Source organism: Chromobacterium sp. W521 (assembly GCF_052805975.1).
Window position 1 is genome coordinate 266,856 of record NZ_JBRBAF010000002.1, and the last position, 13,678, is coordinate 280,533.

Consider the following 13,678-nt stretch of genomic DNA (forward strand, 5'->3'; position numbering starts at 1 on the left):
GGATGGTCATGGGATTGTTATGGGCAGCTGCGCAAGGATACCCGATTTCGTCGTCCTTGTGATTGGCTAAACTCATGTGAGGGCAGGAGAAAGCGGCGGTATCCGGTTCGGTCGCGGCTCTCAGGCCAGCCAGTCTCGCGGGGCCAGAAAGCGCTCGGTCAGCGCCGCTTCCGGGCTGCCCGGCTCCGGCTGGTAATCGTATTCCCAGCGCGCCAGCGGCGGCATCGACATCAGGATGGATTCGGTGCGGCCTCCGGACTGTAGGCCAAACAGGGTGCCGCGGTCCCAGACCAGGTTGAATTCGACATAGCGGCCGCGGCGATAAAGCTGGAACTGGCGCTCGCGGTGGCCCCAGCTATCGCCCTTGCGGCGTTCGACGATGGGCAAGTAAGCGTTGATGAAGCCGTTGCCCACCGCCTGCATGAAGCGGAAACAGGAATCGAAGCCCCAGGCGTTCAGGTCGTCGAAGAACAGGCCGCCGACGCCGCGCGCCTCTTGGCGATGTTTCAGGTAGAAGTACTCGTCGCACCAGCGCTTGTAGTCCGGGTACACCTGTTCGCCGAAGGGCTGGCATAAATCGCGGGCCACGCGGTGCCAGTGCACCACGTCGGCTTCCACCGCATAGAACGGAGTCAGATCGAAACCGCCGCCGAACCACCATACCGGCGCCTCGCCGTCCTTTTCCGCAATAAAGAAGCGGACATTGGCGTGGCTGGTGGGAATGTGCGGGTTTTCCGGGTGGATCACCAGCGACACGCCCATGGCCTGAAAGCCGCGGCCGGCCAGCTCCGGCCGGTGGGCGGTGGCGGAGGCGGGCAGCGCGTCGCCGTAGACGTGGGAGAAATTGACCCCGGCCTGTTCGAACAAGGCCCCCTTGGCCAAGACCCGGCTGCGTCCGCCGCCGCCGCCCGGCCGTTGCCAAGCGTCCTCGACGAATTGAGCGCCGCCGTCCGCCTGCTCCAGCGCCGCGCAGATGCGGTCTTGCAGATCCAAGAGAAAGGCTTTGACATCATTGACGCGCGGCTGGCTCATCGCAGTATCCTGAAGGCTTGAAATGGGCTGCATTGTAGCAGACGGGGCGGCGCGCGCAGGCGCGACCCGCCGGAGCCTTGAACACGGGAGACGCGTATCGTGATTGATCTGTATACCTGGGGCACGCCCAATGGGCGCAAGATTTCCATCATGCTGGAAGAGCTGGAGTTGCCGTACGCCGTGCACACGGTGGACATCGGCAAGGGCGAGCAGTTTGCCGAATCCTTTCTGGCCATCAGCCCCAACAACAAGATCCCGGCCATCGTGGACAGCGACGGGCCGGACGGGCGGCCGCTGGCGATGTTCGAGTCCGGCGCCATTCTGCAATATCTGGCGGAAAAGCATGGCCGTTTGTTGCCGGCTGCGGGCGCGGCGCGCTACGAGGCGCTGCAATGGCTGATGTTCCAGATGGGCGGCTTTGGGCCGATGCTGGGGCAGGCTCACCATTTCCTGCGCTACGCGCCGGAAAGTCTGCCTTACGCGCAGAAGCGATACCACGACGAGGCTTTGCGTCTGTACGGGGTGCTGGACCGGCAGTTGGAAGGGCGAGATTACGTCGCCGGCGAGTATAGCGTCGCCGACATCGCGCTTTATCCATGGGCGGCGCGTCACGAATGGCATCAGGTGGATCTGACGGCTTTTCCCCGGGTATGGGACTGGTTCCAGCGGCTGAGCGTCCGCCCGGCGGTGCGGCGCGGCATGGCGGTGCCGGCGGCCTGAAACGCAAAACCAGCCGCGAACGCAGGGGCCGCGGCTGGCGAGTGTAGGCAAGACGCGCGATCAGAAGTGGTAGCTGATGCCGGCCTTCAGCACGCTGGTGCCGGAGGTCTTGATCAAGCTCTGGCCCGCCATTTGGAAGTCATTGCCGGCGATGTATTCGTATTCGCCACGCAGCGACAGGTTTTTGTGTAGCTGATACTGCGCGCCGAAACCAAGACCTAAGCGGGTGTCGTTGAAAGTCTTGTTGCCAACTTGGTCGATCTTGAGCTTGGTATGGACATTGTTCAGGCTGGCCTTGCCGAAGACTTCCAAATCCTGGGTCACCGGCAGAATGCCCAACACGGCAATGCGTTCGGCCTTGGTGGCGACCGACACATCGCCGCGGCTGCCTCCGAACATGGGCACCGACGGTGCGATGGAGCCGTTGGCCTTGGATTTGCCGAAATCGGCGTAGGACAGTTCGGTTGCCAGGTATTGGTTGAAACGGTAGCCCGCGCCCAGTTCCCATACAGTGCCGGCGGCCTTGGCGTCTTTCAGAATGATGTTGCGGTTGCCGGACTCCAGCTTGGAGAAGTTATAACCGGTGTTGCCGAAGACGTAGAAGCCGGGATCGGCTGCATGCGCGGACAGAGCTGCCAGGCTCAACACGGAAGTGGTGATTAGTTTTTTCATTTTTGAGACTATTTGCTTTGTTGATAACGGCAATATTGTGCGAATAAGAAGCAATTCAGTCTGTTGAGCTTGTAAGCGCTCTTTGTGTGCAGGGTGAAGGGCTTGTGTAACGATCTGTAACAAAATAGGGCGGGCGCCTGAAAGAAAAGATGCCCGCCGAAGCCGGCGGGCACGCAAAGTCACACAAAGGGAAGAGAACGGAACCGTTGCAAGACCGGCTGGGGGCCGATCCGGCTCGTGCAAACAGTTTGCTTCAGCTGGTCCTGGCCTTCCATTGTTGCTGTGTTCTGGCTTGATGACGGTTGGTGACGAGCCGGCTTAGAAGTTTGCTCAGCTGTTAAATTCAACTTTCAGTTGTGATCGCTTGCAACTTTAATTCAGGCTGATAAAGCCGATGCGATTGCGCGGGCAAGAAAAAAGGCAAGCAGGAAGCTTGCCTTGATTGCGAGTGCGCGGCGTTCAGGCGGCGGCGAACAGGGCCCAACCGTTTTGCTCGGCGGCGGTGGCCGGCGCTTGAGCGCGCTGGTTGAAAAACTTCAGGCTGCGCTTGAGCACTTCGCCGCGCTCATTGTCCACCATCACCATATGGTAGCTGTTGGACAAAGGCATGAAATCGACCTTGCCGCCCAAGTGGCGTTGCAGGTGATGGGCGGAGCGCGGGCTGGTGATGTCGTCCTCGTCGGCATGCACGATCAGCGTCGGGCAAGTGATCTGCTCCAGCCGCGACATCAACTGGCGACGCAGTCCATCCACTTGGCGGATGCAGGCCAACGGGATGTAGGCGTAGTGGAAGCGCTCGCCGCGTTCGAAGCGCTGCTGGATCGCTTTGCGGATGCGGGCGTTCTTGATGCCGAAAGGTTCGACCTCCGGCACGCGCATTTTCTTGGCGAGGCCGGGAATGCGGTAGACGATGTGGCGGGCCCAAGTCAGCTTGGGCAGGCTCCAGCCGTCGAGGAACAGCGGCGGCGCGTACAGCGCGAGGCCGTCCTTGTGGTTTTCCAGCCGCGCCACTTCCAGCGCCACCAGGCCGCCCAGGCAAACGCCGGCCAGATGCACTACCTTGTGGCGCGTTTTCAGCTCCAGGTATTCCTTGCGTATGGTTTCCACCCAGTCCTGCCAGCGGACGGACAGCAGATCTTCCGGCTCGCCGCCATGTCCCGGCAGCAGCGGGGTGTGCGTGACGATGTCAGCCTCCTCCAGCGTGCGTCCAAGCGCGCCAAGGTCGTATGCGCTGCCGCCCAGACCGTGTACCAGCAGGGCGGCCGGTCGTGAAGAAACCATGGAAAATACCCGAATCCAAGTTGAGATGCTGGCATTATCCAGGGGCTGCGGTCCTGGGTCTGTTGGCTTCCTGTCCCCGCTTTGTGACGGACCGTGACCCAATTCAGATTATTTAACAAACTGCGGCTTTACTTTTTGCCGGCTCTGGAGGCGGCGTTCCGGCATCTTTATCGGGAGGGTTTAGGGGCTGTTCAAAGTCTCGCGAGCTAGGGCGAGACAAGGCGAAAACAGCTGAGAATGCTGAGTGTGCCAGCGGTACACGCGCATTTCGAATGCGCTACCACCTTGTCATGCCTCATGGCGCGCCGCAGATCGTAAACCGTGCTATTGCTGCGGCTGCATGATGCACAGCGTAAAGCGCGCGCCGCCTAGTTCGCTGGCGGCCACGCTGGCTTGGCCGCCGTGGTGTTCAGTGATCAGTTTGACGAAGGACAGGCCCAAACCGTAGCCGCCGGTGGCCCGGTCGCGGCTGCGGTCCAGACGCAGGAAGGGTTCGAATACCTTGTCGCGTTCAGCCTCGGGGATGCCGCAGCCGTCGTCATCTACATGGATCAGCAACTGGCCGGCGGCGTTGTGACACACCGTCAGCCGTACTTGAGCGTTGGCGTATTTGAAGGCGTTGAGCAAGAGGTTGCGGCTGGCCACGTACATCAGTTTGCGGTCGAAGGCACCATTGCCCAGCGCGCAGTCCAGCTCCAGCTTGATGCCGGGCGGTTTCAGCGGCGTGACCAGATCGACCAGATCGTCGAACCAGTCGTAAAGGTCAACCGTTTCCCAGTGCAAGGGCACTTCGTTGCGGTTGAGCTTGGCGAACTCCATGCTGGTATTGAACAGTTCTTCCAATTCCTGCATATCGCGCTCCATGCCTTCACGGTAGCGCTTCCACTCCTTTTCGTCCTCTTCCTCCTCCAGCATGGTCAGGCCGAAGCGCAGCCGCGCGATCGGAGTGCGGATTTCGTGGGCGATGGCGTGCGACAGCGCCTGGCGCGTTTCCATCTGCCGCTCCAGCCGTGCCGCCATGCTGTTGAAGGCGCGCGACAAGGGCGCCAGCAGCCGGCTCTTGGAGGGTTGTGCACGGGCGCTGAAATCCCCGTCGGCGAAAATCTCCGCCTTGAGGCGCACTTCCAGCAAGTCCTTCCAGAGCGGGCGCAGGCTGAAATAGATCAGTGTGCCCAGCGTGGAGCCGGTCAGCAAAATCCACAGCAGCAGGATTTCCATGTCCTCGCTGATCCAGCTGCTATTGCTGGGCGGCGCCTCCAAGGGGCCCAGCAGCAGCAGGCGCGGATCATGGGGCAGCGGCACGTAGAGCAATTGGTTGTCGAAGTCTAGATAGGGACGGCCGCTCAGCAGCGCGGCGTGGCCTTCCGGTTCGAAATCGTCGGGAGGATGGGCGATCAGCTTGACAGGGTAGCTGAAGGCGCGGGCGATATCGGCGAGTTTGCGGTCCCAATCCTGGTGTGGCGTTTGTTCCAGCTGCTGGCGGATCAGGGTCACGGTGCCGTTCATGAATTGAAGCTTGCTGTCGCGGTCGCTGTTTTCGTACAGCTTGGTGACCATGAAGCCAAAGCCGATGATGATGATCAGCTCAGCCAGCATGGTGGCGAAGAAGTAGCGGGCAAACAGGGTGCCCAGCGACGGCTTGAGCCAGCCGCGAAGACGACGCGCGCTCATGCCTTATTCCCAGTCGCTGCGAGAGAACAGATAGCCTTTGCCGCGAACGGTCTTGATCCGGGCCGGTGCGTCCGGATTGTCGCCCAGCTTGCGGCGCAGCCGCGAAATGCGTGCGTCTATCGAGCGGTCCAGCCCGTCGAAGCCTATCCCGCGCAACTCGCTCATGATGTCGTCGCGCGACAGCACCTGGCCGGCGTGGGAGGACAGCAGCCACAGCAGGTCGAATTCGGCGGTGGTCAGGTCGATCAAGTCCCCGCTCAGCGTCGCCTCGCGCGTGGCTTGGCTGATGCAGAACTGGCCGAAGGTGAAGCTGTCGTCGCCGCCGTTATCGCCATCGGTCTGAGCGCCGGGGCCGCCGCGGCGCAGCAGCGCGCGCACCCGCGCCAGCAGGCGGCGCGGTTCCACCGGCTTGGCCAGATAATCGTCGGCGCCCAGTTCCAGGCCCAGGATTTCGTCCACGTCCTCGTCCCGCGCGGTCATCATCAAAACCCTGCCGTTATAGCGCGGACGGATTTCACGGCAGACGTCGAAGCCTTCCTTGCCTGGCAGCATGATGTCCAGGATCACCAGGTCCGGCTTTTCTTCCAGGATGATGGCCGGCGCGGTGTCGCCGCGGCCGTGCTGGGAGATGCGATAGCCGTGCTTGCTCAGATAGGCGCCTATCAATTCGGCTAGTCTCACGTCGTCTTCGACAATGAGAATATAGGGGGTATCGCTGTTCATGTCCTTCGACGGGATTCTGTGGTTCAAATCAAAATATTAGCACGCGGGGTTCGCCGGCGACTTTAGCATTATCGTGACTGCTATTCGTCATAAATTATCGATAGTTTCTACAAATGACATGGCGTGCTTGATTTTCCGGAACTATCAATCCAGAATCGGTCAGGCAAAAAAAGCCGGCCGTGGCCGCTGTCGTCGCCAGGGACCGGGGAATTAAAACGGGATAAAGAGAATAGGAACTTGCCATATGCAACAGATAAGAGAATGGGCCGTGTGGCTGGCCGTCGCCCTGGCCGGCGCAGCGGCCTTCGCCGTAGTGGCCCTCAATCGCGGCGAACCGGTCAACGCTGTTTGGCTGATTGTGGCGGCGGTGTCGGTCTACTCCATCGCCTATCGCTTTTACGGCCGCTTCATCGCCCACAAAGTGCTGGAACTGGACGCCCGCCGGCTGACCCCGGCGGAAAAATACAATGACGGCCTGGATTACGTGCCCACCAATAAATGGGTGCTGTTCGGCCACCACTTCGCCGCCATCGCCGGCGCGGGGCCGCTGGTGGGGCCGGTGCTGGCCGCGCAGATGGGCTATCTGCCGGGCACGCTGTGGATTTTGGTGGGGGTGATGCTGGCCGGCGCGGTGCAGGACTTCCTGATTCTGTTCTTGTCGGTGCGCCGCGACGGCAAATCGCTGGGTGAGATCATCCGCACCGAATTGGGGGCGATTCCCGGCGTTATCGCCTCCATCGGCATTCTGATGATCATGGTGATCCTGCTGGCGGTGCTGGCTTTGGTGGTGGTCAAGGCGCTGACCGGCAGCCCCTGGGGCACCTTCACCATTGCGGCCACGATACCGATCGCCCTGTTCATGGGCGTCTACACCCGCTATATCCGGCCGGGCAAAATCGGCGAGATTTCCGTCATCGGCTTTATCCTGCTGATGCTGGCCATCGTTTACGGCGGCGACATCGCCAAGAACGAAACCCTGGCGCCGCTGTTTACCCTGAGCGGCACCACGTTGGCCTGGACTCTGATCGGCTACGGCTTCATCGCCTCTGTGCTGCCGGTGTGGCTGCTGCTGGCGCCGCGAGATTATCTGTCCACCTTCCTGAAAATCGGCACCATCGTCGGCCTGGCCATCGGCATCATGATCGTGGCGCCCAATATGCACATGCCTGCGGTGACCAAGTTCATCGACGGCAGCGGTCCGGTGTTCTCCGGCAATCTGTTCCCCTTCCTGTTCATTACCATCGCCTGTGGCGCGGTGTCCGGCTTCCATGCGTTGGTGGCCTCCGGCACCACGCCCAAGATGCTGGAGAACGAAACCCACGCGCGCATGATCGGCTACGGTTCCATGTTGATGGAAAGCTTCGTCGCCATCATGGCCTTGATTGCCGCCTGCGTGTTGGACCCGGGCGTCTACTTCGCGATGAACAGCCCGGCGGCGGTGATAGGCAAGACCGCGGAGGAAGCCGCCCAGGTGATTTCCAGCTGGGGCTTCGTCATCACGCCGGATATGCTGACCCAGATGGCCAAGGACGTGGGCGAGAGCACCATTCTGTCCCGCGCCGGCGGCGCGCCGACCTTGGCGGTGGGCATGGCGCACATTCTGTCCAATGTGATTGGCGGGCCGGCGATGATGGCCTTCTGGTATCACTTCGCCATCCTGTTTGAAGCCTTGTTCATTCTGACCACCATCGACGCGGGCACTCGCGTGCTGCGCTTCATGATCCAGGACCTGTTGGGCCTGGTCGTCAAGCCCATGGCCAACACCGAATCCTGGACCGCCAACTTGATCGCCACGGGCCTCGCGGTGACCGGCTGGGGCTATTTCCTGTATCAGGGCGTGGTGGATCCGTTGGGCGGCATCAACACCTTGTGGCCGCTGTTCGGCATCGCCAACCAGATGCTGGCCGGCATCGCGCTGATCCTGGCCACCGCGGTGCTGATCAAAATGCAGAAAACCCGCTACATCTGGGTCACCGCCCTGCCTACGTTGTGGCTGCTGGTGGTGACGCTGACCGCTGGCTGGCAGAAGCTGTTCCACGCCAGCCCCAAAATCAGCTTCCTGGCGCACGCCGACAAGTTCTCCGCCGCCGCGGCCAAGGGCGAGCTTCTGGCGCCGGCCAAGAATATGGCGCAAATGCATCAGATCATCTTCAATGACTATGTGGACGCCACTTTGACGGCGCTGTTCATGGCGGTGGTGATCGCCATGCTGGTGTTCGCGTTGAACGTGATGCGCAAGTCGCTGGCGGTGAAGTGGTCCACCGCCAAAGAGGTGCCGGCGGTGTTCCGTGAGGAGGGCGCGTAATGAACAAGCTATGGCAGCAATGGGCGAAAACCGCCCGGTTGATGGTGGGCGTCAAGGATTACGACGCTTACGTCGCCAGCCGCCGCCGTTTCAATCCCAACGCGGAGGTGATGAGCCGGGAGGCCTTTTTTCGCCGCTGTCAGGACGAACGCTATGGCGGCAAGAGCATGAAGAAGTGTCCGTGCTGAGTCCTGATGGTTCGGCATAGTTGAACGCCCGGCTTGGCCGGGCGTTTTTCATTGCGTGAGAGGCTGCGCGGTTTGCACGCCGTGCGTTTTATATTTGTAAATGACTATGGGATTGTTTTTCGATTTTCACATCCAAAATGGTTTGGATTTTAGGTGTTTTTCTGTCCTTGGGTTATTCTGTACGGCCTTTCCACTAGCCCGGATGCGTATGCGAAATGCGCGCCGTTGATGGACGATATGAGCGATTCCACGTTTGCAACCCCGATCCTTGACCGCCTGCTGGAGGGCGGAGTAATTGACCAGGCGCTTTACCAGACGGCGCGCGAAAAGCTGCGCGAGCAGGGCGTGGAGCCTTTCTCCACCTTGGGGGGCGGCTTGGACTGGTTGGAAGAGGAAGAGGTGCTGAGCCTGGAGCAAATGATTGAAATCGAAACCAAGGCGGATGCGGATGAAGGTTTTGCTTCCAATGCGGTGCGCAGGCAAGCGGTGGATGAGTACAACCAGGATTGGGAACTGGAGTTGGCCCTGCTCCAGCAGCAACGGACCACTTCATGGCGCGGAAAGTTGGCTTGGGGGCTGGGTGGCGCGGCGTTGCTTGGCGCGGCAGGCTGGTATTTCCTGACGCCGCCGTTGGTGCCGAGATGCGAAGCATCGGTGGTGAAGAAAAGCATACATAAGTCTTTGTGGTCGGCGCAGGCGCACCTGATGTCCCGAAAACCCAGTGCGAGCGCGCCGATAGCGGGCAATTTAGGGAGCCTCAAGCTGGAACAGGTCAAGGAGCTGGGCTACATCAAGACGGAGCGCGCACGCGGTTGCGTGGCCATGTTGGTTATAAATGAGCAACGCGCGCCCATTGCGTACGAGGTAAAGGGGAAGGGCGAGGATATCTTCGTGATGGGGGGCGACGAGCGTTTGCTGCGCACACGCTACGCTCAGTTGAATTCTGATGGGGCGCTGGCGGAATTGGGCAAGCCTTTGGGGCGGGAGGGCGTGAGGCAGGCGCTGCAACAAGGGGTGCTGGACTTTAGCAAGCTGGGTGGTTCGGCGGCCGACGCATTGGCCCGTATGCAAGGAGCGGCTGGCCAGCCGGAAGTAGCCCTAGGCGAAGTATTGCCTTTGAACGATTGCGTACAAGGTGCGGGCGGCGTTTGGAGCTGCAAGCTGATGGTGCAATATCGCGACCCGTTCATGGTTGCGATCGGCAAGGAGGACCGCTTGCTGCTGGAAGGGGAGTTTGGTTTTGTTCGGGACGGGAAAGACTGGCGCCCGGCTGATAACTTCAAGAAGCAGTTTGCCGCAGCCTTGGTGCAAAGCCGGCTGATGGTTATGAAGGGTTTGTCGCGCGAGCAGGTATCGGGCAATGAGTGAATCTCAAGGCGGCTGAAGAGAGACGACGCCTAGGCATGTCCGCAATGCAACCCCACTGCCACCGCCCGGCGTAAACCGGGCGGTTTTGTTTTGGCTTACACAGTGTTTAGTGCAGCAGATGGCTGACGCCGAAGTTGATCAGGCCGCCGCCGACGATCAGCCAGCCAAACAGGATGGAAGCCAGCAGCATCGGTTTGGCGCCGGCCTGGCGGATGGCGGAGAAGTGGGTGGTGATGCCCAGCGCGCCCATCGCGGCGGCCAGCAGCAGGTTGTCCAGCGAGACGATGGCGCCGACCCACGCGGCAGGCAGCAGGTTGAAGGAGTTGAAGGCGGCCACGGCCAGGAAGGCAACGGCGAACCAGGGGATGGCAATGCCGCTCTTTTGTTGACGGCTGCCGTGCGGCTTGGCGGCCAGCCAGCTGGACAAGGCGATCAAAAACGGCGCCAACATCATTACGCGTATCATCTTGGTGATCACCGCGGTGGTCATCGCCGCCTCGCTGACCGATTTGCCGGCGGCAACGGCTTGCGCCACTTCATGGATGGTGGAGCCCGCGAACACGCCGTAGTTGAACTCGGAAATGCCCAGATGGCTAGTCCATTGATACAGCATCGGCCACAGGAACATCGCCACGGTGCCAAACACCACCACGGTAGCGACGGCTACAGCCACTTTTTCCGCATGAGCCTTGATCACCGGTTCCGTGGCCAGAATCGCGGCCGCGCCGCAGATGGAACTGCCGGCGCCGATCAGGATCACGCTTTGCTCGTCCATGCCCAAGTATTTGCGGCCGATGCGGAAAGCCAACAGAAAGGTGGTGCATAGCACCAAGGTATCGATCAATACGCCGGCAAAGCCTACTGCGGCGATGTCCTGAAATGTGAGTTTGAAGCCGAAAAAGATGATGCCCAGTCGCAGCAGCTTTTGCTTGGAGAACTGGATGCCGTGGTGGCTGGCGCCGGCAAAGTAGCGGTAGACGGTGTTGCCTATCAGCATGCCGCCCAGAATGGCGATGGTGAGCGCGGAGAAGCCCAGGTGTTTCATCGCAGGCAAATCCGCTGCGTACAGCGAAGCCACGGCGACGGCGATGGCCAACGCCAGGCCCGGCATGATTTGGCGAAGGTTTGTCATAAGTAAATGCCTGTTTGGTCTATGGCGGATGGAGCTAACGATACGCCCCTCGTTTTCAGTAGAGAAACGGATAAAATAGATATATATCAGTAGTAAAATCGATATTAAGGAGGGGGTATGGGCTTGAAGCTGACCCTGCGCGAACTGGAGGTCTTTGTCGCGGTGGCCGAATACGGCACCGTCACCCAGGCGGCTAGCCATGTCGCCCTGACGCAGTCCGCGGCCAGCCAGGCGTTGGACAAGCTGGAAACCGGCCTCGATGTGCGTCTGTTCGACCGGATCGGCAAGCGGCTGAGCCTGAACGAGCACGGCCGGCTACTGTGGCCCAAGGCGCGGGCGATGCTGGATGCGGCCCAAGACATGCAAAGCCTGTTCAACGCCGGGGCGATGTCTTTGAAGATAGGCGCCAGCAGCACGGTGGCCAACTATTTATTGCCGCAGCAACTGGCGGCCTTCCGCGCCGCCTGGCCGCTGGCGCGGCTGGAGTTGGACGTGGCCAATACCCGCGACATCGTCGATGCGGTAGCGGCGCTGCGTGTGGATTTCGGTTTCATCGAAGGGCCTTGCCACCACCCGGACTTGATTGCTCAGCCCTGGCGTCAGGACGAACTGGTGGTGTTCTCCGCCGCCGATCATCCCTTGGCGCGAGGCGAAGCGGCGCGCCAGGACCTGGCTAAGGCCGAATGGATTCTGCGCGAAACCGGCTCCGGCACGCGCGAGGAAGTGGACCGTTTGCTGTTGCCGCACCTGGCCATGCTCAACGTGAGCATGGAGTTGGGCCATTCCGAGGCGATCAAGCACGCTGTGGCGGCCGGCCTCGGCGTCAGCTGCCTGTCGCGGAGGGTGGTGGCCGATCTGTTGCAGACCGGCGCGGTGGTGGAAGTGAGAGCCGGTTTGCCGGCGCTGACGCGTACGCTGTACCAAGTGCAGCACCGCGACAAGACGCTGACCCGCGGCATGGCCGCGTTCCAGAACATGACGATGGCGGCGCTGCTGGCCTGAATGAAAACACGCCGGACAGCTTGGCTGTCCGGCGAGGATGGATGACGGGACTTAATGCGCGCCGCTGTCGCCGCCGGAGGCGGTGAACGGCGGCTTGGCGAACCACACCAGGCCGATCAGCAGTACGAACAGCACGCCGGACAGCCAGAAAATCTCGTTGGCCGCCATGATGTAACCCTGCTTGGTGATCTGCAGCGAGGTCAGCGCCGCCTGCTGCCCGGAGGACAGGCCGGCCATGTCCAGCAGCCGGAACCAGGCGTTGGAGGCCTGATCGTAGAGGCTGACATGCTCGGTCAGGCGCGCGTGGTGCATCGCCTCGCGGCGGTCCCACATCGTGGTGGTGATCGAGGTGCCGATGCTGCCGGCCAGAATCCGCAGGAAGTTGGACAGGCTGGACGCGCTGGCGATCTGGCTCGGGTGCAGGCCGGATAGCGTGATGGTGGTCAGCGGCATGAAGAAGCAGGCCACGCCTATGCCCTGCACCACCTGTGGCCACACCACGTAGGCGAAGTCCATCTGGGGGTTGAAGGTACTGCGCCAGAAGAAGCAGACGGCGTACACGCTGAAGCTCACCGTCACCACCCAGCGCATGTCCAGCCGCTGCGCGTACTTGCCGATGATGGGAGACAGCACCACCGGGATCAGCCCGATGGGCGCCGCGGCCAGGCCGGCCCAGGTGGCGGTGTAGCCCATCTGGGTCTGCAGCATCAAGGGCAGCAGCACCACGGTGCCGAAGTAGAGCATGAAGCCCAGACTGATGGCGACGGTGCCGACGGTGAAGTTGCGTTGTTTGAACAGGCCGAGGTCGACGATGGGATGCTTCTCTCCAAGCTCCCAGATCACCAGATAAACCAGCGCCAGCACCGCGATCACCGCAAGTGTGATCACCTCGGTGGAGTTGAACCAATCCAGCTCCTTGCCGCGGTCCAGCACCATTTGCAGCGCGCCCACGCCGACGACCAGCAGGGCTAGACCGATGCGGTCGATCGGCAGATCGACGGTTTCGGTTTCGCGCGGCTTGAGGATGCGCCAGGAAATGAAGGCCGCCGCCAGTCCCACCGGCACGTTGATGAAGAAGATCCAGCCCCAGTGCCAGTTGTCGCTGATCACCCCGCCCAGAATCGGGCCGAACACCGGCGCGACGATCACCGTCATCGCCCATAGCGCCAGCGCCATGCCTTTCTTCTCCGGCGGATAGCAGGACAACAGCAGGCTCTGCGACAGCGGAATCATCGGGCCGGCCACCGCGCCTTGCAGCACGCGGAAGAAAATCAGCATTTCCAGGCTGCTGGACATGCCGCACAGCCAGGAGGTGAGCACGAACAGCAGGGTGGAGGCGGTGAACAGCTTCACCTCGCCCAGGCGTTTGGCCAGCCAGCCGGTCAGCGGCACCGCGATGGCGTTGGCCACCCCGAAGGAGGTGATCACCCAGGTGCCCTGGCTGGTGGCCGCGCCCAGGTTGCCCGAGATGGTGGGCAGCGCCACGTTGGCGATGGTGGTGTCCAGCACTTGCATGAACACCGACATCGACAGCGCCAGCGTGATCCAGACCAGCTTGGAGCCGGTCAATGGTGGATGATTCAT

General features: G+C 61.4%; 12 protein-coding genes. 5 read left to right on the forward strand and 7 right to left on the reverse strand.

What is annotated here, in order from left to right:
• Window positions 1-120: 120 nt before the first annotated feature.
• A complete protein-coding gene (gene hemF / locus ACUXV1_RS03695) occupies window positions 121-1,032 on the reverse strand; it encodes an oxygen-dependent coproporphyrinogen oxidase (RefSeq protein ID WP_043635248.1) in 912 nt (303 codons plus the stop codon).
• Window positions 1,033-1,131: 99 nt separating this feature from the next.
• Between hemF and ACUXV1_RS03700 the strand changes: the two genes are divergently transcribed.
• Window positions 1,132-1,752, forward strand: a complete 621-nt coding sequence (locus tag ACUXV1_RS03700; protein WP_114154978.1) for a glutathione S-transferase family protein — start codon at window positions 1,132-1,134, stop codon at window positions 1,750-1,752.
• A gap of 60 nt (window positions 1,753-1,812) precedes the next feature.
• Here ACUXV1_RS03700 and ACUXV1_RS03705 read toward each other — a convergent pair whose 3' ends face one another.
• The 4 genes from ACUXV1_RS03705 to ACUXV1_RS03720 all read right to left on the reverse strand — a co-directional run bounded on the left by ACUXV1_RS03705 (window position 1,813) and on the right by ACUXV1_RS03720 (window position 6,099).
• A complete protein-coding gene (locus ACUXV1_RS03705; protein ID WP_446014613.1) occupies window positions 1,813-2,424 on the reverse strand; it encodes an outer membrane beta-barrel protein in 612 nt (203 codons plus the stop codon).
• A gap of 459 nt (window positions 2,425-2,883) precedes the next feature.
• On the reverse strand, window positions 2,884-3,705 hold the full coding sequence (locus tag ACUXV1_RS03710; RefSeq protein ID WP_019100922.1) for an alpha/beta hydrolase: 822 nt from the start codon (window positions 3,703-3,705) through the stop codon (window positions 2,884-2,886).
• Between the two features lie 324 nt (window positions 3,706-4,029).
• Window positions 4,030-5,376: an ATP-binding protein gene (locus ACUXV1_RS03715; protein WP_043635239.1), complete on the reverse strand. Its 1,347-nt coding sequence runs from the start codon at window positions 5,374-5,376 to the stop codon at window positions 4,030-4,032.
• A 3-nt stretch (window positions 5,377-5,379) separates the two neighbouring features.
• Complete coding sequence (locus ACUXV1_RS03720) at window positions 5,380-6,099, reverse strand: response regulator (RefSeq protein ID WP_446014611.1); 720 nt, start codon at window positions 6,097-6,099, stop codon at window positions 5,380-5,382.
• Between the two features lie 244 nt (window positions 6,100-6,343).
• On the opposite strand from ACUXV1_RS03720, the gene ACUXV1_RS03725 reads away from it, so the two are divergent.
• From ACUXV1_RS03725 to ACUXV1_RS03735, 3 genes are all read left to right on the forward strand, one after another.
• Window positions 6,344-8,404 (forward strand): carbon starvation CstA family protein, encoded by a 2,061-nt coding sequence (locus tag ACUXV1_RS03725; RefSeq protein WP_043635231.1) that lies wholly within the window; start codon window positions 6,344-6,346, stop codon window positions 8,402-8,404.
• A complete protein-coding gene (locus tag ACUXV1_RS03730; protein WP_043589723.1) occupies window positions 8,404-8,592 on the forward strand; it encodes a YbdD/YjiX family protein in 189 nt (62 codons plus the stop codon). The genes ACUXV1_RS03725 and ACUXV1_RS03730 overlap by 1 nt, the downstream gene beginning before the upstream one ends.
• Window positions 8,593-8,820: 228 nt before the next feature.
• On the forward strand, window positions 8,821-9,960 hold the full coding sequence (locus ACUXV1_RS03735; protein ID WP_446014610.1) for a hypothetical protein: 1,140 nt from the start codon (window positions 8,821-8,823) through the stop codon (window positions 9,958-9,960).
• 106 nt (window positions 9,961-10,066) lie between these two features.
• Here ACUXV1_RS03735 and ACUXV1_RS03740 read toward each other — a convergent pair whose 3' ends face one another.
• The gene (locus ACUXV1_RS03740) at window positions 10,067-11,092 is read right to left on the reverse strand and encodes a YeiH family putative sulfate export transporter (RefSeq protein ID WP_446014609.1); all 1,026 of its coding nucleotides are present in this window, start codon (window positions 11,090-11,092) and stop codon (window positions 10,067-10,069) included.
• A 117-nt stretch (window positions 11,093-11,209) separates the two neighbouring features.
• On the opposite strand from ACUXV1_RS03740, the gene ACUXV1_RS03745 reads away from it, so the two are divergent.
• Window positions 11,210-12,094, forward strand: a complete 885-nt coding sequence (locus ACUXV1_RS03745; RefSeq protein ID WP_081554539.1) for a LysR family transcriptional regulator — start codon at window positions 11,210-11,212, stop codon at window positions 12,092-12,094.
• A 51-nt stretch (window positions 12,095-12,145) separates the two neighbouring features.
• Here ACUXV1_RS03745 and ACUXV1_RS03750 read toward each other — a convergent pair whose 3' ends face one another.
• Window positions 12,146-13,678, reverse strand: a complete 1,533-nt coding sequence (locus tag ACUXV1_RS03750) for a DHA2 family efflux MFS transporter permease subunit (protein ID WP_043635220.1) — start codon at window positions 13,676-13,678, stop codon at window positions 12,146-12,148.

What these genes read in the sequence shown, in the direction of transcription:
- ACUXV1_RS03735 (WP_446014610.1), top strand. Translation starts at nt 8,821, where the DNA reads ATGGACGATATGAGCGATTCCACGTTTGCAACCCCGATCCTTGACCGC.
- ACUXV1_RS03750 (WP_043635220.1), bottom strand. Translation starts at nt 13,678, where the DNA reads ATGAATCATCCACCATTGACCGGCTCCAAGCTGGTCTGGATCACGCTG.
- ACUXV1_RS03705 (WP_446014613.1), bottom strand. Translation starts at nt 2,424, where the DNA reads ATGAAAAAACTAATCACCACTTCCGTGTTGAGCCTGGCAGCTCTGTCC.
- ACUXV1_RS03720 (WP_446014611.1), bottom strand. Translation starts at nt 6,099, where the DNA reads ATGAACAGCGATACCCCCTATATTCTCATTGTCGAAGACGACGTGAGA.
- ACUXV1_RS03740 (WP_446014609.1), bottom strand. Translation starts at nt 11,092, where the DNA reads ATGACAAACCTTCGCCAAATCATGCCGGGCCTGGCGTTGGCCATCGCC.
- hemF (WP_043635248.1), bottom strand. Translation starts at nt 1,032, where the DNA reads ATGAGCCAGCCGCGCGTCAATGATGTCAAAGCCTTTCTCTTGGATCTG.
- ACUXV1_RS03710 (WP_019100922.1), bottom strand. Translation starts at nt 3,705, where the DNA reads ATGGTTTCTTCACGACCGGCCGCCCTGCTGGTACACGGTCTGGGCGGC.
- ACUXV1_RS03730 (WP_043589723.1), top strand. Translation starts at nt 8,404, where the DNA reads ATGAACAAGCTATGGCAGCAATGGGCGAAAACCGCCCGGTTGATGGTG.
- ACUXV1_RS03715 (WP_043635239.1), bottom strand. Translation starts at nt 5,376, where the DNA reads ATGAGCGCGCGTCGTCTTCGCGGCTGGCTCAAGCCGTCGCTGGGCACC.
- ACUXV1_RS03725 (WP_043635231.1), top strand. Translation starts at nt 6,344, where the DNA reads ATGCAACAGATAAGAGAATGGGCCGTGTGGCTGGCCGTCGCCCTGGCC.
- ACUXV1_RS03745 (WP_081554539.1), top strand. Translation starts at nt 11,210, where the DNA reads ATGGGCTTGAAGCTGACCCTGCGCGAACTGGAGGTCTTTGTCGCGGTG.